19 protein-coding genes and 2 tRNA genes are annotated in these 17,179 nt (G+C 67.3%); 14 read left to right on the forward strand and 7 right to left on the reverse strand.

Features of this window, described 5'->3' with window-relative positions; all coding sequences use genetic code 11:
• Positions 1–45: 45 nt before the first annotated feature.
• The 9 genes from ccmC (at position 46) to C0R07_RS01025 (ending at position 6,979) form a co-directional block, all read left to right on the forward strand.
• Positions 46–810, forward strand: a complete 765-nt coding sequence (gene ccmC, locus C0R07_RS00985) for a heme ABC transporter permease CcmC (protein ID WP_102788021.1) — start codon at positions 46–48, stop codon at positions 808–810.
• Positions 807–992 carry a heme exporter protein CcmD gene (gene ccmD / locus C0R07_RS00990; RefSeq protein WP_019182865.1) on the forward strand — a complete coding sequence of 62 codons (186 nt, stop codon included), beginning with the start codon at positions 807–809 and terminating at the stop codon, positions 990–992. The genes ccmC and ccmD overlap by 4 nt, the downstream gene beginning before the upstream one ends.
• Positions 989–1,450 carry a cytochrome c maturation protein CcmE gene (ccmE, locus tag C0R07_RS00995; protein ID WP_019182864.1) on the forward strand — a complete coding sequence of 154 codons (462 nt, stop codon included), beginning with the start codon at positions 989–991 and terminating at the stop codon, positions 1,448–1,450. The genes ccmD and ccmE overlap by 4 nt, the downstream gene beginning before the upstream one ends.
• Positions 1,451–3,364 (forward strand): heme lyase CcmF/NrfE family subunit, encoded by a 1,914-nt coding sequence (locus C0R07_RS01000; RefSeq protein WP_102788022.1) that lies wholly within the window; start codon positions 1,451–1,453, stop codon positions 3,362–3,364.
• Positions 3,365–3,373: 9 nt separating this feature from the next.
• A complete protein-coding gene (locus C0R07_RS01005) occupies positions 3,374–3,985 on the forward strand; it encodes a DsbE family thiol:disulfide interchange protein (RefSeq protein WP_070425522.1) in 612 nt (203 codons plus the stop codon).
• Complete coding sequence (locus tag C0R07_RS01010; RefSeq protein ID WP_428991889.1) at positions 3,954–4,436, forward strand: cytochrome c-type biogenesis protein; 483 nt, start codon at positions 3,954–3,956, stop codon at positions 4,434–4,436. The genes C0R07_RS01005 and C0R07_RS01010 overlap by 32 nt, the downstream gene beginning before the upstream one ends.
• Before the next feature lie 8 nt (positions 4,437–4,444).
• On the forward strand, positions 4,445–5,458 hold the full coding sequence (locus C0R07_RS01015; protein ID WP_428991890.1) for a tetratricopeptide repeat protein: 1,014 nt from the start codon (positions 4,445–4,447) through the stop codon (positions 5,456–5,458).
• Between the two features lie 73 nt (positions 5,459–5,531).
• The gene (gene metX / locus C0R07_RS01020) at positions 5,532–6,644 is read left to right on the forward strand and encodes a homoserine O-acetyltransferase MetX (protein WP_102788024.1); all 1,113 of its coding nucleotides are present in this window, start codon (positions 5,532–5,534) and stop codon (positions 6,642–6,644) included.
• Positions 6,645–6,694: 50 nt separating this feature from the next.
• A complete protein-coding gene (locus C0R07_RS01025; protein WP_046273308.1) occupies positions 6,695–6,979 on the forward strand; it encodes a DUF1294 domain-containing protein in 285 nt (94 codons plus the stop codon).
• A gap of 31 nt (positions 6,980–7,010) precedes the next feature.
• Here C0R07_RS01025 and C0R07_RS01030 read toward each other — a convergent pair whose 3' ends face one another.
• The 3 genes from C0R07_RS01030 to cydD form a co-directional block, all read right to left on the reverse strand.
• The gene (locus C0R07_RS01030) at positions 7,011–8,345 is read right to left on the reverse strand and encodes a S41 family peptidase (RefSeq protein WP_102788025.1); all 1,335 of its coding nucleotides are present in this window, start codon (positions 8,343–8,345) and stop codon (positions 7,011–7,013) included.
• A gap of 107 nt (positions 8,346–8,452) precedes the next feature.
• Positions 8,453–10,123 carry a thiol reductant ABC exporter subunit CydC gene (gene cydC / locus C0R07_RS01035; RefSeq protein ID WP_070470127.1) on the reverse strand — a complete coding sequence of 557 codons (1,671 nt, stop codon included), beginning with the start codon at positions 10,121–10,123 and terminating at the stop codon, positions 8,453–8,455.
• Positions 10,120–11,850: a thiol reductant ABC exporter subunit CydD gene (gene cydD, locus C0R07_RS01040; protein ID WP_102788026.1), complete on the reverse strand. Its 1,731-nt coding sequence runs from the start codon at positions 11,848–11,850 to the stop codon at positions 10,120–10,122. Before cydD ends, cydC begins: the two co-directional genes overlap by 4 nt.
• 227 nt (positions 11,851–12,077) lie before the next feature.
• Between cydD and C0R07_RS01045 the strand changes: the two genes are divergently transcribed.
• The 5 genes from C0R07_RS01045 (at position 12,078) to C0R07_RS01065 (ending at position 15,322) form a co-directional block, all read left to right on the forward strand.
• The gene (locus C0R07_RS01045) at positions 12,078–13,667 is read left to right on the forward strand and encodes a cytochrome ubiquinol oxidase subunit I (RefSeq protein ID WP_102788027.1); all 1,590 of its coding nucleotides are present in this window, start codon (positions 12,078–12,080) and stop codon (positions 13,665–13,667) included.
• 15 nt (positions 13,668–13,682) lie between these two features.
• Positions 13,683–14,837: a cytochrome d ubiquinol oxidase subunit II gene (gene cydB, locus C0R07_RS01050; protein WP_019182853.1), complete on the forward strand. Its 1,155-nt coding sequence runs from the start codon at positions 13,683–13,685 to the stop codon at positions 14,835–14,837.
• Positions 14,838–14,867: 30 nt separating this feature from the next.
• Positions 14,868–14,981 carry a cytochrome bd-I oxidase subunit CydX gene (gene cydX, locus C0R07_RS01055; protein ID WP_019182852.1) on the forward strand — a complete coding sequence of 38 codons (114 nt, stop codon included), beginning with the start codon at positions 14,868–14,870 and terminating at the stop codon, positions 14,979–14,981.
• A 48-nt stretch (positions 14,982–15,029) separates the two neighbouring features.
• Positions 15,030–15,106, forward strand: a tRNA-Pro gene (locus C0R07_RS01060).
• Between the two features lie 139 nt (positions 15,107–15,245).
• Positions 15,246–15,322, forward strand: a tRNA-Pro gene (locus C0R07_RS01065).
• Between the two features lie 30 nt (positions 15,323–15,352).
• Here C0R07_RS01065 and C0R07_RS01070 read toward each other — a convergent pair.
• Genes C0R07_RS01070 through C0R07_RS01080 form a run of 4 tightly spaced genes read right to left on the reverse strand, consistent with a single transcriptional unit; the run spans position 15,353 to position 17,172 of the window.
• Entirely contained in the window at positions 15,353–15,748 is a 396-nt protein-coding gene (locus C0R07_RS01070) for a hypothetical protein (RefSeq protein ID WP_070470133.1), read from the reverse strand.
• Positions 15,741–16,259, reverse strand: coding sequence for a hypothetical protein (locus C0R07_RS01075; protein WP_139146267.1), 519 nt, complete (start codon positions 16,257–16,259; stop codon positions 15,741–15,743). The genes C0R07_RS01070 and C0R07_RS01075 overlap by 8 nt, the downstream gene beginning before the upstream one ends.
• Before the next feature lie 60 nt (positions 16,260–16,319).
• A complete protein-coding gene (locus C0R07_RS19680; protein ID WP_139146268.1) occupies positions 16,320–16,751 on the reverse strand; it encodes a hypothetical protein in 432 nt (143 codons plus the stop codon).
• The gene (locus C0R07_RS01080; RefSeq protein ID WP_102788029.1) at positions 16,744–17,172 is read right to left on the reverse strand and encodes a hypothetical protein; all 429 of its coding nucleotides are present in this window, start codon (positions 17,170–17,172) and stop codon (positions 16,744–16,746) included. The genes C0R07_RS19680 and C0R07_RS01080 overlap by 8 nt, the downstream gene beginning before the upstream one ends.
• Positions 17,173–17,179 lie beyond the last annotated feature (7 nt).

Below are 17,179 nucleotides of genomic sequence, written 5' to 3' on the forward strand. Positions count from 1 at the left end.
CCACGTCCGTTTCATCGCCGCCTTTCGTTGGATAGCCACTGCCGCATGCACCCGATCGTCCGCTGGTTCCATCAACTCGGTTCCCCACCCACCTTCGACCGCTTCGCCGCGCGCTGGTCGCGGGTGTTCTACCTGGCGGCGGTACCGGTGCTGCTGGTCGGTATCTGGCAGGCGCTGGCCGTCGTGCCGGCTGATTCCAAGCAGCTGGACAGTTTCCGCATTCTTTACATCCACGTCCCCAGCGCGTGGATGAGCCTGTTCGTGTTCGCGCTGATGGCGCTGTACGCGGCGATCGCGCTGATCTGGCGGATCAAGACCTGCGAGGTACTGGCGATGGCCTGCGCCCCGCTCGGCGCCGGCTTCACCCTGATCACCCTGCTGACCGGCAGCATCTGGGGCAAGCCGACCTGGGGCACCTGGTGGGACTGGGACCCGCGCATGACCACCGAGCTGATCCTGCTGTTCCTGTACCTGGGCGTGATCGGCCTTTACCACGCCATCGAGGACCGTCGCAGCGCCGCGCGCGCGGCGGGCCTGCTGTCCATCGTCGGGGTGAGCCTGCTGCCGGTGATCCGCTATTCCGTGGAATGGTGGGGCAGCCTGCACCAGGGCCAGACCATCCGCCTGTTCGGCGAGTCCACGCTGGATGCCAGCATGGCGCTGCCACTGTGGGTGATGGTGATCGGCACCAAGCTGTGGTTCGCCGGCTCGCTGCTGGCCAAGGCCCGCGCCGACAACCTGCTACGCGAGGCCGGCAAGGCCTGGGTCACCGCCGGCACCCGTGCACCGCTGGAGGACACCCGCCCATGACCCACCTGCCCTATGTGATCGCCGCCTATGCGGTGTTCGTGCTGGTGTTGGGCAGCGATGCCATCGGTTCCTGGCTGCGCCTGCGCTGGGCGCGCCGCCTGGCCGCGCGCCGCCAGCAGCGCCAGCAGGCCCGCACGGCCGCCGGCAGCGCACCGCCGCTCGCGCCGGAGCTGACCCGATGAATCCGGTCCGGCGTCGCCGCCTGCTCTGGGTGATGCTGCTGGTGCTGGCCTCCGGTCTGGCGACCGCGCTGGTGGCGATGGCCCTGCAACGCAATATCGCCTACCTGTACACGCCCTCCGAAGTGCTGCGCGGTGATGCCGGCGACCATGCCCGGTTCCGCCTGGGCGGCATGGTGGTCAAAGGCTCGCTGCAGCGCGCGCCCGGCTCGCTGGATGCGCACTTCGTGGTGACCGATGGCGATGCCACCCTGCCGGTGGTCACCTCGCGGATCCTGCCGGACCTGTTCGCCGAAGGCACCGCCGTGGTCGCCACCGGGCGCCTGCAGGACGGCCGCTTCGTCGCGGAAGAGGTACTGGCCAAGCACGACGAAACCTACATGCCCAAGGAAGTGGCCGACAAAATGGGCCAGGCGCACACCAAACACGATGTGCCCGTGCCGGCACCGGAGACGTACTGAGTGCTGCCGGAACTGGGGCAGATCCTGCTGGTCACCGCGCTGTTGATGGCCGTGCTGCAGACCGTGCTGCCGTTGTGGGGCGCCCATCGTGGCCGCGCCACGTGGATGGCGGTGGCGCGACCGGCGGCGTACGCCCAGCTGGCGCTGCTGCTGGGCGCGTTCGGCGTGCTGACAGCAGCCTTCGTCACCCAGGATTTCTCGGTGCGCTATGTGGCCGAGAATTCCAACTCGCTGCTGCCGCTGGCCTACCGTTACTCGGCGGTCTGGGGCGCGCATGAAGGCTCGCTGCTGCTGTGGGCGCTGGTGCTGGCGCTGTGGTGCGGCGCGGTTGCGCTGTGGTCCAAGCGGCTGCCGGCCGAGGTCTGCGCGCGCGTGCTCGGGGTGCTCGGCATCATCAGCATCGGCTTCCTCGCGTTCCTGATCTTCACCTCCAATCCCTTCGCGCGGCTCATTCCGGCGCCGCTGGAAGGACGTGACCTCAACCCGCTGCTGCAGGATCCCGGGCTGATCATCCACCCGCCGATGCTGTACATCGGCTACGTGGGTTTCTCTGTGCCCTTCGCATTCGCGATCGCCGCGCTGCTGGAAGGCCGCGTGGACGCGCGCTGGCTGCGCTGGACGCGGCCGTGGACCAACGTGGCCTGGGGCTTCCTGACCATCGGCATCGCACTGGGCAGCTGGTGGGCGTATTACGAACTGGGCTGGGGCGGCTGGTGGTTCTGGGATCCGGTCGAGAACGCCAGCTTCATGCCCTGGCTGGCCGGTGCGGCGCTGATCCACTCGCAGGCCGTCACTGAAAAGCGCGGCAGTTTCGCCAGCTGGACGCTGCTGCTGGCGATCGCTGCCTTCGCACTGTCGCTGCTCGGCACCTTCCTGGTGCGCTCGGGCGTGCTGACCAGCGTGCACTCGTTCGCCGCCGATCCCTCGCGCGGCACCTTCATCCTGATCTTCCTTGCGCTGGTGATCGGCGGCGCGCTGCTGCTGTACGCGCTGCGCGCCGGTGCGCTGACCAGTGACGACCCGCGCCGCGGCTTCCTGCCGACCTCGCGCGAGACCCTGCTGCTGGCCAACAACCTGCTGCTCGCCGCGGCCTGCGGCATGGTCCTGCTCGGCACGCTGTACCCGTTGCTGGCCGATGCCCTGGGTCTGGGCAAGGTGTCGGTGGGGCCGCCCTACTTCGGCACGCTGTTCGTGGTGTTGATGGCGCCGCTGGTGGCGCTGCTGCCGTTCGGGCCGCTGGTGAACTGGCAGCGCGACCAGGCCTCGCGCCGGTTGGCGATGCTGGCCCCGTGGGCCGGGCTGGCCGTGCTGCTCGGCGTGGTCGCCTACTTCATGGCGCCGCAGGGCGCATTGAAGACCGCCGCCGGCGTGACCGGCGCGGCCTGGGTGGCGCTGGGTACCGGGCGCTTCGTCTGGACCCGCCTGCGCGGCAACGGGAAGTTCACCGCCGAAATGGTCGGCATGCTGCTTGCCCACGGTGGCGTGGCCGTGTTCCTGGCCGGCGCGCTGCTGGTGGAAGCCTTGAACGTGCAGCGCGAAGTCGCGCTGGCCCCGGGCCAGTCGCTCGTGGTGGGCACGTACGAGGTGCGTTTTGAAGGCGTGGGCCACCAGCAGGGACCGAACTACGTGGCCGATCGCGGCCACCTGCGCGTGTTCCAGCATGACCGCCAGCTGGCCCTGCTGCATCCGGAAAAACGCCTGTACGCCAGTGGCGGGCAGGTGATGACCGAGGCCGGCATCCACGCCCGTCTCAACGGCGATGTTTACGTGGCACTCGGCGAGTCGCTGGGCAACAATGCATGGGCCGTGCGCGTGCACATCAAACCGTTCGTCCGCTGGATCTGGCTGGGCGCGCTGCTGATGGCGCTGGGTGGTTTCGTCACCGCTGCCGATCGTCGTTTCCGTCGTCCCTAGGAGTTTCCCGTGTCCGATCCCCGCCCCGCCTCCCGTCCGCTGCCGCCCGTGGCCATCGTCATCGGGGTGCTGTTCTTCTTCGGGCTGCTGGGGCTGATGATCTACGGGGTGATGAAATCCGGCGCACCGGACCGCGACGTGCTGCCCTCGGCGCTGATCGGCAAGCCCGCCCCGGCCTTCGAACTGCCGGTGCTGCACGATCCACAGATCAAGGTCAGCAGCACCGAGCTGCGCGGCGCCCCGTATGTGCTCAATGTCTGGGGCAGCTGGTGCGCGGCCTGCCGTGACGAACATCCGATCCTGACCCGATTCGCCGAAACCAAGCGCGTGCGCGTGATCGGCTACAACTGGAAGGACGAGCCGGCCGATGCGCTGCGCTGGCTGGAACAGCTGGGCAATCCGTTCGTGCTGGTGCTGAGCGACATCGAAGGCCGCACTGCGATCGACTGGGGCGTCACCGCCGCGCCCGAGACCTTCCTGGTCGACGCCAGCGGCGTGGTGCGCTGGAAGTACAGCGGCGCGCTCAGCCAGCGCGTGATCGATACCCAGCTGATCCCGGAACTGGAAAAGGTGGAGCGTGCCCATGCCGATGCCCAGCCGCAGCTCCCCGCTTCGCCGTAACCGCCTTGTCCGGCTGGCCAGCGTCGTGCTGATCGCGCTGACGCTGGCCGTGGCGTTGCCGGTGATGGCGCAGGCCGTCTCCGACCCGACCCCGTTGCAGTACCGCGACGCCGCCGAGGAAGCCCGTTTCCATGCGCTGGCTGCCGAGCTGCGCTGCGTGCAGTGCCAGAATCAGTCATTGGCCGATTCCAATGCGCAGATCGCGCACGACCTGCGCCGGGAAGTGCTGGTGCTGATGCAGCAGGGCAACAGCGATGCACAGATCAAGCAGTTCCTGGTCGACCGCTATGGCGAGTTCGTGCTGTACCGGCCGCCGATGGACGCCCGCAATGCGCTGCTCTGGTTCGGCCCGCCGGTGGCATTGCTGATTGGCGCCGGCGTGTTGATCTGGGTGGTGCGCCGTCGCAGCCGTGGGATCGAACCGATGGACAAGAGCGAGGAGCGCTGGTGAGTCTCTGGATGGCCCTGAGCGCTGCGGTCGTTGCCGCTGTCGTCGCTGCACTCGTGTTGCGGCCGCTGCGTGCAGGCGGCCAACGCGGCCCCTTCGTGATCGCGATGCTGGCCCTTGGGTTGGCCGGTGGCGCGCTGTACCTGCTGGTCGGCACGCCGGATGCCGCCGAGCGGACCGCGGCCAACGACGAGCCCGCCACGCTGGAAGATGGCGTCCAGGCGTTGGAGCAGGCGCTGGCGAAAGATCCGCAACGCGCCGATGGCTGGGCACTGCTCGGCCGCTCGCAGCTGGCGCTGGGCAAGCTGGACGAGGCCACGGCGGCGTTCGACCGGGCCGTGCGGCTCGCGCCGGACGACCCTGGCGTGCTGGTCGAAGCGGCCCAGGCACGGGCCCAGGCAGCGCCGGGCAAACAATTCGATGACCAGGCCCTGCAGTGGCTGCGCCACGCCAACGCGCTCGCGCCGGAGAGCGAACGTGCTGGCTGGCTGATCGGCATCGCGCTGCGTCAGCGCGGGCAGGACGCCGAGGCTGCGGCCGCCTGGGAAGCCCTGCTGCCACGGCTGGAGCCGGGCGCGGCGCGCGCGCTGCGCGAGCAGATCGCCATCGCGCGCGGCAATGCCGGCCTCCCGCCCCTGCCGGAGACGCCGGCCCCTGCGGCGGCCCCTGCGGCGGCCGGGAACCACGCGCTCGCGGTACAGGTGCGGTTCGCGTCGGAAACCGCTCCGGATCCGGCGCTGGCCAACGCCACAGTGTTCGTGATCGCGCGCGCGCCGGACGGCCCGCCGATGCCTATCGCCGTGCAGAAACACCCGGCCAGCCGGTTGCCGCTGCTGGTTACGCTCGGCGATGGCGACAGCCCGATGCCGACCAGCACGCTGTCGCAGGTGCAGGAGGTGGAGGTCTTGGCGCGGCTGTCCCGTTCGGGCCAGGCCAACCGCCAGCCGGACGATGTGGAAACCGCCCCGGTACGGGTGCGCCTGCCGCATGCCGGGCCGGTGCCACTGGTGTTTGATCGCCCTTGATCGGTGCGCGGCCGCGACGCAGCGTGCCGCCCACCACCACGGCGCCATCGCGGCGCCCGGCTAAAATGCGCGCATGACTGAATTCATTCCCCCCGGCACCCGCTACCACGCCCTGCCCTCGCCGTTCGCGTTCAAGCGCGGCGGTGAGCTGCGCGATGCCCACGTGGCTTACGAAACCTGGGGCACGCTCGACGCGGACGCCGGCAATGTGGTGTTGATCGTCACCGGGCTCTCCCCCGATGCGCATGCGGCGGCCAACGCCGACAACCCGGCCGCCGGCTGGTGGGAGGCGATGGTCGGCCCTGGCAAGCCGATCGATACGGATCGCTGGTTCGTGATCTGCGTGAACTCGCTGGGCAGCTGCAAGGGATCGACCGGCCCTGCCAGCATCGATCCGGCCACCGGCGAGCTGTATGGCCTGCGCTTTCCTGAGCTGTCGATCGAAGATGGCGCGCGTGCGGCGGTGGAGGTGGTGCGCGCATTGGGCGTCACCGAACTGGCCTGCGTGATCGGCAACTCGATGGGCGGGATGACCGCGCTGGCGCTGCTGTTGCTGCATCCGGGCATCGCACGCAGCCATATCAACATTTCCGGCAGTGCCCAGGCGCTGCCGTTCTCGATCGCGATCCGCTCGCTGCAGCGCGAAGCGATCCGGCTCGATCCGCAGTGGAATGGCGGTCGTTATACGGATCAGGCCTATCCGGAATCGGGCATGCGCATGGCGCGCAAGCTCGGCGTGATCACGTACCGGTCCGCCCTGGAATGGGACGGCCGCTTCGGCCGCGTGCGCCTGGATTCGGATCAGGCCGATGACGATCCGTTCGGCCTGGAGTTCCAGGTCGAAAGCTATCTGGAGGGACACGCACGCCGTTTCGTGCGCTTCTTCGATCCCAACTGCTATCTGTACCTGAGCCGCTCGATGGACTGGTTCGACCTGGCCGAATACGCCGACGGCGACGTCATGGCCGGGCTGGCGAAGATCCAGGTGGACAAGGCGCTGTCGATCGGCGCCAACACCGACATCCTGTTCCCGGTACAGCAGCAACAGCAGATCGCCGATGGCCTGCGCGCCGGTGGTGCCGACGCACAGTTCATCGGGCTGGATTCGCCGCAGGGCCACGATGCGTTCCTGGTCGACTTCGCCCGGTTCGGGCCGGCGGTCAGCGGTTTCCTGCACGGGCTGTGACGCGCGCGCGCCGCTATCTGGCGCTGGCGGTGATCGGCGCGGTGATCGCGATGGCGGTGACCGGGCTGTTACCGCAGTGGCTGGCCGCATGGTACGCACTCACCAGTGCTGTCGCCTTTGCGCTCTACGGGCATGACAAACGTGCCGCACGCCTGGGCAACTGGCGCACACCCGAACGCACCCTGCAACTGCTGGCCTTCGCGGGCGGTTGGCCTGGCGCGTTGCTGGGCCAGTCGGTGTTCCGCCACAAGCATCGCAAGAGCGCCTTCCAATGGGTGTTCGCCCTGTGCGTGCTGGCCAACGTCTCGGCGCTTGCGGTGCTGCTGCGGGCATGACCCTGGAACATTGCGTGCACGCAGCGCTGCTTCATGGCGACGAGCGAAGCCACGCAGCCGCCATGTCGATGGCGTCCTGATCACTTGAAACGCGCTCCTCGGGTTTTATCCCGTCCAGATAGGCTTCACCCGAGCGATCAAGCATCACGGCCCTCGTCAACCGCAGCGCGCCACCATCAGGCAGCGGATAGGAACGGTTGGCCGTTGCGAGACCGGCCGTCGGCTGCCCGAAGAATCGGGTGCCAGGGCGGGCCCGGAAGGCGACGGCCACCGCTTCTCCAGAGCTTGCCGTCTTCGGGCCGACGAGAACGGCCACGCGGCTGCTGGAAAGGTCGACTGAGCAGGCACGGCCGGCGCGTGGGCGCCACGCGGTGGCAACGCCCTCCCGGTCCCGGAATGCGCCGATGCTTCCGTTGCCCAGCAACGCGTGCAGCCCGCTCAGCATCGGCCACATGTTGCCGCCCGTGTTCTGGCGAAGATCGACGATCCAGCCCTTGGGTGACGTCGGCGCCAATCGTTCGATGTGCTCACAGAGCCCGGTGGTAAACGCTTCAGCGGCAGTGGCTTCGGTCCCGCGCAGGCCCGGCACCAGGACGTAGCCGATGTCCTGCATCTGTCTGGCCTCGATGTCTCTCGATGCAACAGCGGACTGGCGGTAGGCGGCGGCTTCCCTGGGGTGTTGCAGGAAGCTATGGCGATCTGCCAGCAGATCCAGAACCGCTCTGATGCTGCCATAGGCCTCTTGTGCGGGGAGGCGTTTCAGTGCCGGCGTCAGACGCGTCTGCTGCTCGGCTTCCCAATCGACGTTCGCGGCGTTCAACGCATTGTCGCGAATGGCAGCGAGGGCGTACTCCACCATGTCATAGGCGGAAACTCCGCCCGACGTGGCCGCCTCCGCCGTCAGCGTCATCTTCTCGACAACGACATGCCCGGCACTGTCCAGTGTTGCACCGAGCTTGAGGCTGGTCGTTCCGGACGGAATGTACAGCCGGAGTTCTCTCGCCTGTGGCCCCTCACCGGCGCGCACGGGCGTGCCAGCCGAGCTTGCAAACGCCAATCGGCCGTTTGCCCCGTCCGCACGCATCCACAGCGCGGCACGGCCTGCGCCATCCTTGACCGACATGGTGCCGGCCAGAACCACCTCCCGGCCCCGGTAAGGAGCTGCATCCATCGCGGTGATGGCGCCGACGAAGTTTTCCGTGCCGGTCGATTCGGCGGACACGCTGAGCGCCCCACCCTGGGTTTCCAGAATGTCGCCCGTGCCCGATGTGATCGAATTCACGCTGGTGCCTTTCCAGACGGTGTCCGCCGAAGCGCCACCGCTGAAGAGACCCAGCAAAAAGACGAATGCGACCCTGCGATTCATGCTCAACATCCTTGTTCACGTTGAACCACGATCCTAGGTCAAGCGCATTGCATTGGCCAGACAGTTCGCAGGCACTGTGCTTCCTGCGGTCCCTGCAGGAAGAAGGCTTATGTCAGCTTTCCATCCCGCAAACGATAACTGCGATGCACGATGCCGCCCGGCAGTTCGTCGTGGGTGATCATCAGCAGACTGCGATTGCCCAGCGCCGCCACCATGTCCTGCAGCAGCGCATGCGCGGTATCCACGTCCAGGCCTTCGGTCGGTTCGTCCAGCAGCAGGATCGGCGCATCGCGCAGCAGCGCACGTGCCAGCGCCAGGCGCCGCGCCTGCCCGGCGGACATGGTTGCGCCGTTCTCGCCCACCCATGCCGAGAGCCCGCCGATCTGTTCGGCCCACGCCTGCAGTCGTACCTCTGCCAACACCTGCCACAGGCGCGCGTCGCTGGCCGCTACATCGCCCAGCCGCAGGTTGTCCGCCACCGTGCCGGCGAACACCGGCGCATTCTGCGGCAGCCAGGCAATCTGGCGATGCCAGTCGGCCTGCGCGAATCCGCGGATATCGGCATCGCCGTAACGCACGCTGCCCGCCTCGGGATCCCATAGCCGCAGCAACAACGAGGACAGCGTGGTCTTGCCACTGCCGCTGTCACCGCGGATCGCGATCCGTTCGCCCGGCGCGAGCTCCAGCTGCACATGGTCCAGCAGCACGCGCGCCTGGCCGGGCCAGCGGAACACCACCTGTTCGAACCGCAGCGTTGCGGGTACGGATGGCACGGCCACCGGCGCATCGGCTTCCACCACGCCCGGCGCCTGATCCACGATGGCCTCCAGCCGCACCGCGGCGACGCGACCGGACAACCACGATTGCCAGGCCAACCCGATGCCGGCCCACAGCTCCAGCAGTGCCACGGTCAGGAACACCAGTGCGGCCGCCAGCGCGGCATCCACGCTGCCACGCTCGAAGGCGTGCAGGGCCAGCCACAGCATCGCCACCAGCCCCCCCGCGCCACACAGGCCATGCAGCGCATTGCCACTGATCAACCGCCAGCGGCGACGCTTGTCGCGCGACTTCAGCTGTTTGGCGGCCACCAGCACGCGCTGGTTCCAATGCTGGCGCGCCTGCAGCGCGGCGAGGTCGGCCGCGCCTTCCAGGCCTTCGAACGACTGCGTGCGCAGCTGCGCGCGGTGCAGCGCGCGGTCACGCTCCTGGTCCGCGGCGCCCCGCACGGTCAACCACGGCACGCCGACGCCGATCAGCACTGCGAGCAGCGCCAGCAGGCCGGCCGCCGGCGGATAGATGATGCCGGCCGCCACCACCGCGACCAGCGAGATGCCACCGAGCGCCAGCAGCGGGCCGATCGCGCGCACCAGCAGGCCGTCGACCTCGCCGATATCGGACATCAGGCGCGCCAGCAGTTCACCGGTGCGCACCCCCGCCAGACGGGCCGGCGCCAGCGGCAGCGCGCGACGGAAGAACCACACGCGCAGGTCGCGGGCGATGCGCAGGGTGACATCGTGGCCCACCAGCTTTTCGAAGTAGCGCGACACGATCCGCGCCATGGTCAGCCCGCGGATGCCCGCCGAGGGCGAGAAGAAGTTGAAGCCATTGCCGAGCCCGGCCGCCCCGGCCAAGGCGGCGGCGGTCAGGAACCCACCGGACAGCCCGAGCAACGCGGTACCGGCCAGCATCGTGGTCCACAGCAGCAGCACGGTCAGCAGCAACCGGCCGCGATGCCGGGCGAACACCCCCTTCAGCGAATCGGTCCGGGCAGCCTTCATGGCGACACCTCCGAGGCCAGGCGTGCACCGCCGGCGGTCAATGTCAGGCGGGTGTCGGCCCACCGCATGGCGGTTTCGCTGTGCGTGGCGATCACCACGCTGCGCCCACGCGCGAAGGCAGCCAGGGTGCGCAGCAGATCGGCTTCGGTCTCCGGATCGAGGAAGGCGGTCGGCTCGTCAAGCAGCAGCAGGTGTGGATCGCGCAGCAACAGCCGCGCCAGGCCGATCCGGCGCGCCTCGCCGCCGGACAAGCCGAAGCCGCGCTCGCCGATCACCGTGTCCAGCCCCAGCGGCAACGCGGCGGCGAAGCGCATCACCTGCGCCGCCTCGGCCACCGCGTGCAGATGCGCGTCGGTCGCCCCCGGCGCGGCCAGGCGCAGGTTGTCGGCGATGGTGCCGTGGAACAGATACGGGCGCTGACCGGCATAGCCCACGTCCAGCCCGGGGCGCAGCACGATGCTGCCCTCGCGCGGTGGCAGCCACCCGGCCAGCGCTTCCAGCAGCGTGCTCTTGCCGCTGCCACTGGGCCCGACCAGCGCCACGCGTTGCCCCGGTTCGATCTGGAACGAAAGGTGCTGCACCACATCGTGGTGCGCACCGAGCGGGCGCAGGCTCACGTCGCGTACGACCACCGGGGGCGCGTGCTGTTCCAACAGCTCCGGCGCGCGCGCGGTGGCGGGCGGTGCGTCATCGACAACGGCTGCGGCAGGCAGCTCGCCGAGCAGGCGCTCCACTTCCGCCGCGGCGGCGAGCGCATTGGCGCGGTCGTGATAGTGCGCGGCCAATCGCCGCAGCGGCGCGTAGAACTCCGGTGCCAGCAGCAGGCAGAACATGCCCACGCCCAGGGTCGGCACCTGCGCATGCAGCGACATCAGGCCCAGGTAGCTCAGGCCCAGGTACAGCGCGACCATCGCGACGCTCACCGAGGCGAAGAACTCCAGCACCGTCGAAGAGAGGAAAGCGATCCGCAGTACTTTCAGGGTGCGCTCGCGCACCCCTTCGGCCGCGCTGGCCACACCGTCCAGCTCGGCCTCGCCGCGCCCGTACAGGCGCAGCAGACCGAGGCCCTTGATGCGATCGGCGAAGTGGCCGCTCATCCGCGCCAGTTCGCCCAACTGCGCGCGCCCGGCCGCTTCAGCGCCCCAGCCGACCAGCATCATGAAGAACGGCACCAGCGGCGCGGTGAACAGCAGGATCAGCGCGATCACCCAATCGGTCCAGGCCACGGCGATCGCGATCAGCAGCGGCACTACCACCACTTCGATGCGGACCGGCTGGTACCCGGCGTAATAATTCTCGATCGCATCGGCGTGAGCCAGCATCAGTTCGCCCAGCTCACCGGTGCGCTGCTGGCGCAGCCACAGCGGACCGCGGCCAAGCAGCCGTTGATACACCCGTTCACGCAGGGCCAGCCGCGCGGCATCGGCAACATCGCCAGCGGCAGCCTGGGTCGCGCTGCCCAACAGGGTGCGGATGCCGAGCACCGCCAGCAGCCCCAGCAGGACCGGCGTTGCCTCGGCCAGCGGGCGGTGATCGACCAGCACGGCCTGGATCAGCCACGCAATGGTGGCCGCCTGGCCGATCAGCAGCGCGCCGGACAGGCAGATGCAGATCGCCGCCAGGCGTTGCTTGCCGCGCGCGGCGGCGGCCAGCCCGCCCAGCCAGTGCAGGCGCTGCCGGCGCAGGGCGGTTGTCTCAACAATCGACGCGTCGGGGGGTATGCTCAAAACAAGTCACTGGCGGCCACAGGGAGGTTCCGTCGATTGTAGTAGGTGCTGGCCCCGCCCCCGTGCGGCCAGCGGTCGCAGGGGCGGGATGGCATACGATCCCCGTGCGAGTGCGTTTGTACATTGATCTGAATCAAGGCTGTTTGAAGTTGCTGGTCACAGAATTCACCCCGTAGACCCCCCTTCCCGCCACCTGAAACGGCAAAACCCAACGAGGTAGCCAGGCCATGATTGATCAGACAGTCGTAGAACTGTCGCGGCTGCAATTCGCTCTGACCGCGATGTACCACTTCCTTTTCGTTCCCCTCACGCTTGGCCTGTCGTTCATGGTGGCCATCATGGAGAGCGTCTACGTCATGACCCGCAAACAGGTCTGGCGCCAGATGACGCTGTTCTGGGGCACGCTGTTCGGCATCAACTTCGCCATCGGCGTCGCCACCGGCATCGTGATGGAGTTCCAGTTCGGCATGAACTGGTCGTACTACAGCCATTACGTCGGCGATATCTTCGGCGCCCCGCTGGCGATCGAAGGCCTGATGGCGTTCTTCCTGGAAGCGACCTTCATCGGTCTGTTCTTCTTCGGCTGGAAGCGCCTGAGCCCGGTCAAGCACCTCACCGTGACCTGGCTGATGGCCCTGGGCACCAACCTCTCGGCGGTGTGGATCCTGATCGCCAACGGCTGGATGCAGAACCCGACCGGCGCGATCTTCAATCCGGAAACGATGCGCATGGAGGTGGTGGATTTCGCCGCCGTGCTGTTCAACCCTGTGGCGCAGGCCAAGTTCGTGCATACGGTCAGCGCCGGCTACGTGACCGGCGCGGTGTTCGTGATGTCGATCAGCGCCCTGTTCCTGCTGCGCAACAAGCACAAGGACATGGCCCGTCGCTCCTTCGCGGTGGCGGCCGCCTTCGGCCTGCTCTCCTCGCTGTCGGTGGTGGTGCTGGGTGATGAAAGCGGCTATGCCGCCAGCGAACACCAGAAGATGAAGCTGGCCGCGATCGAAGCGATGTGGGAAACCGAGCGTGCCCCGGCCGACTTCACCGCCTTCGGCATTCCGAACCAGACCACCCAGCAGAACGATTACGCGATCAAGATCCCCTACCTGATGGGCCTGATCGCCACCCGTTCGCTGAACCAGCCGATCCCGGGCATCCTGGAGCTGGTGGAACGTGCCGAGCACCGCGTGCGGGGTGGCCAGCTGGCCTACGGCGCGCTGGAACGCGTGCGCAAGGACAAGAACGACGCCGAAGCGCGTGAGATGTTCGACCGTCATTGGCAGGATCTGGGCCACGGCCTGCTGCTCAAGCGCTACCGCGAGGACATCCTCAACGCCACCCCGGAAGAAGTCTCCAAGGCCGCGATGGACACCGTGCCGCGGGTCGCCCCGCTGTTCTGGACCTTCCGCATCATGGCCGGGCTGGGCTTCTACCTGATCGCCTTCTTCGCGCTGGCCTTCTACTACTCGTGCCGCCACAACTTCCAGGACAAGCGCTGGTTCCTCAAGCTCGCCCTGTGGTCGCTGCCGGCACCGTGGATCGCGATCGAATGCGGTTGGTTCGTGGCCGAGTACGGCCGCCAGCCGTGGGCGGTGGACGGCGTGCTGCCGACCTTCTACGCCGCCTCGGGCCTGGCCCTGCATGAAATCCTGACCACGCTGGCGGTGTTCACCGGGCTGTACACGGTGCTGCTGGTCATCGAAGTCAAGCTGATGCTCAAGGCGATCCGCAAGGGCCCGGACGACATCCTGCCGTCGCTGCAGGCTGCAGCCACGTCCCTTTCCCCCAATGCCGCTGCGCCGACCCACGGTCGGGCGTAAGGCAGGAGAACCCAGATGGAATTCATTGGACTCGATTACACCACGCTCCGCGTGATCTGGTGGCTGCTGCTCGGCATCCTGCTGATCGCCTGGGCGGTGATGGACGGTTTCGACCTCGGCGTGGGCACATTGCTGCCGTTCGTGGCCCGGACCGATGACGAACGCCGGCTGGTTATCAACACCGTCGGCCCGGTGTGGGAAGGCAACCAGGTGTGGCTGGTACTGGGTGGCGGTGCGATCTTCGCCGCTTGGCCGCCGCTGTACGCGGTCAGTTTCTCCGGCTTCTACCTGGCGGTATTCCTGATGCTGTTCGGGCTGATCCTCCGCCCGGTCGCCTTCAAGTACCGCAGCAAGATGCCCAGCAAGCGCTGGCGTGAGAACTGGGACCGTGCGCTGTTCGTCGGCGGGCTGCTGCCGGCACTGATCGCCGGCGTGGCGGTGGGCAACGTGCTGGTCGGCGTGCCGTTCCACTTCGATGACAGCATGCGCATCTTCTACACCGGCACCCTGATCGGCCTGCTCAACCCGTTCGCCCTGGTGGCCGGCCTGGTGAGCGTGGCCATGGTGGTCTCGCATGGTGCGGCGATGCTGGTGCTCAAGACCGACGGCCCGGTGGCCGAGCGCTCGGCCCGCTATGGCAGCGTCGCGGCGGTGCTGACCTTCGTGCTGTTCGCCCTGGCCGGCGTCTGGGTGGCCTTCGGCCTGCCGGGCTACCAGATCACCTCGCAGGTGGTCACCGATGGCCCGACCAACCCGCTGCTCAAGACCGCTGCCGTCGGTGCGGTGGCCGGTGGCTGGCTGCGCAACTACCAGAGCATGCCGCTGACCCTGCTGGCCCCGATCCTCGGGCTGGTGGGTGCGCTGGCCAGCGCGGTACTGCTGCGGGCCCGCCGTGGCGGCCTGGCCTTCGTGGCCTCGGGGGCCTCGATCACCGGCATCATCCTGACCGTCGGCTTTGCAATCTTCCCGTTCCTGCTGCCCTCCTCCAGCCAGCCGGGCTCCAGCCTGACCGTCTGGGACAGCTCCTCCAGCCACCTGACCCTGGGGATCATGCTCATCGCCACGGCCATCTTCCTGCCGATCATCATCGCCTACACCTCCTGGGTCTACCGCGTGATGAAGGGCAAGACCACGGCCGAAGACATGAGCGACAACCCCAACGCTTACTGATGCGCCCCACGGCGCCATAGGAGACTTACCATGTGGTACTTCGCTTGGATTCTGGGTGCAGGGCTGGCCTCGGTAGTGGCCATTCTCAACGGCATGTGGTTCGAAGCCCGCGAGCAGAGCCGTACGGATCACGAAGAAGGCTAAAAAAAGGTTGCCGATCGGGTCTTCACACCGTATCCTTGTCGGCTCCTTCGGGGTGTAGCTCAGTCTGGTAGAGCGCTACGTTCGGGACGTAGAGGTCGCAGGTTCGAATCCTGTCTCCCCGACCACTTCGGTGGTCGTATTGAAGCCTGGGAACACGTTTCCAGGCTTCTTTATCAAGGGCCGTGGCAACACGGCACCGAAGGTGAAAAACGCGATCCCCCCTTGCCGCCGACCGGCGGGATCGATACAATAGGCGGCTCCTTACGGGGTGTAGCTCAGTCTGGTAGAGCGCTACGTTCGGGACGTAGAGGTCGCAGGTTCGAATCCTGTCTCCCCGACCATCTGATGGTCACAATCAAGCCTGGAAGACATCACTGTCCTCCGGGTTTTTTTGTGCCTGGCGATTGGCAGGCCGGGTAGCGGCTGCGGATTTCCCCTTCGCAGCTGCCGGTGTAGCGGTACCCGCTGCGCATCATGCAGTGCTGCAGATCATCGAACGTGCGGCCCAGGGCCTGCTGGATCACCGCCGCGCTGGACTTCTCCGGCGTGGAGACGTGGTAACCACCATTGGCGGCCCCACCACATTCGCGCCAGTCGGCATCGCGGGCCGCGCCGTCATTGCCCATCTTCTGCCAGGTGTCGCGTGGCGGCACGAGGGTACGGCTGGCCGATGGATCGCCATTCATCCACATGCCGCCGATGCCGCAGGCGCTGAGGCTGAGGGCCAGGCACAGGGCGGTGACGGCGCGTGGGTGCAGCTCAATCACACACGCTCCGAAGATACGCATCCGCCCGTGCCTCGGGTGATGCGGCCGAGCGTTCAGGGGTCGCCGCGCGGAAAGTGATGCCAAGCTGCTCGGCGCTGCGTTGCAGCCCTTGCATCTTCGGCGACTGGCCTGCGACCGTGAGGGTCAGATAGGAAAGGCGCTGCTGCTTGAAGCTGCCGAGCGCCGACTGGACTGCTTTTCGTGTGACATCTTCGCTCTCACCGGCGACGACCAGGCGGGTCATCGGTGGCTCGGCACCACGGGCCATGAGCGCCTTCAACTGATCCATCCATGCAGCCTTGCTCACCACCGAGCCCAGCATGAGGTTGGCCACGGGATTGCCTGCCGAGGGAACATCAATGTAGAAGGCCGCGCATCGCACCGCTTGTGCCGACTGCGGCGATTCGAGCAGCTCAGGATCAGCGCACGCTGCGCCGGCGATGCCCAGGAGAGTCAAACCAAGCGCGAGGCGGGCAGACGATCCAGATAGTGGACGAAAGAATGACTGCATGTTGTGGCTCCCAAGGATAGTGATACGCACTGGATGGAGGACCGCATACGCCTCGGCGCATCAGCGCTGCGACACGGACCCCTCCGCACGCTGGCATGCAGGGAAACGACTGGGAATCTCACCCTGGCAGGTACCGGTGTACTGATACTGTTTACCCATCATGCAACGTTGAATCTGATCGAATGTCGCACCGGAGCGCGCGGCCGTCTCAGCACCTGTAGTGCCTGGCAACACCGCATAGTTCCCCTTCTCCGTACCCCCGCAGGACACCCAGTCGAGCTGACGCGCTTCAGGTGTATTGGACGGGTGCTGCCAGCTTTCCATCAATGAAGGTGGGTTGGCCAGCCGCTCATACGCCGCTTTATCGCAGTAGATCATCGGTGTCTGCGGCCCACAGATGCGGCCATTGCCAATCACGCAACCGGACAGCAACGCGACTGCCAATGCAGCTCCAGCCGCTCTGATCTGTCGTTGCGCAGACGGCTCAATCATGCAGCAATCTCCCCGAACCGGACTGGCAGGCGGGATAGCGGCCCGGAATATCGCCTTCGCAGGAACCGATGTAGTGATACTCCTTTCCCAACATGCAACGTTGCGCAGCGTAGAGTTTCTCGCGCGAAAGCTCGGCATCCTCTTGAGGAGTAGCCCCTCGCCGGTCTGCCGAAATGTTCCCACTTCGTTGGCCACCGCACGCCTGCCAATCCAGGTCGCGTACCAGGACGCTCGCATCCGGCCGGGTCCACTCGTGGCCCGGCGGGCTGAGGTGCCGGGTCGCAGCGGGATTGCCGTTCATCCACAACCCGCCTGCGCCGCAAGCGGTCACGCCCGACAGCACGGCCAGCACGGTCATTGTGCGACAAATGCGCAACGCGAAATGATCGCGGGAGATGAACAGCCTGGGGTAAAGCAGCATCCTGGTC

It is taken from the genome of Stenotrophomonas bentonitica (assembly GCF_002887735.1).
Lineage (GTDB): Bacteria > Pseudomonadota > Gammaproteobacteria > Xanthomonadales > Xanthomonadaceae > Stenotrophomonas > Stenotrophomonas bentonitica_A.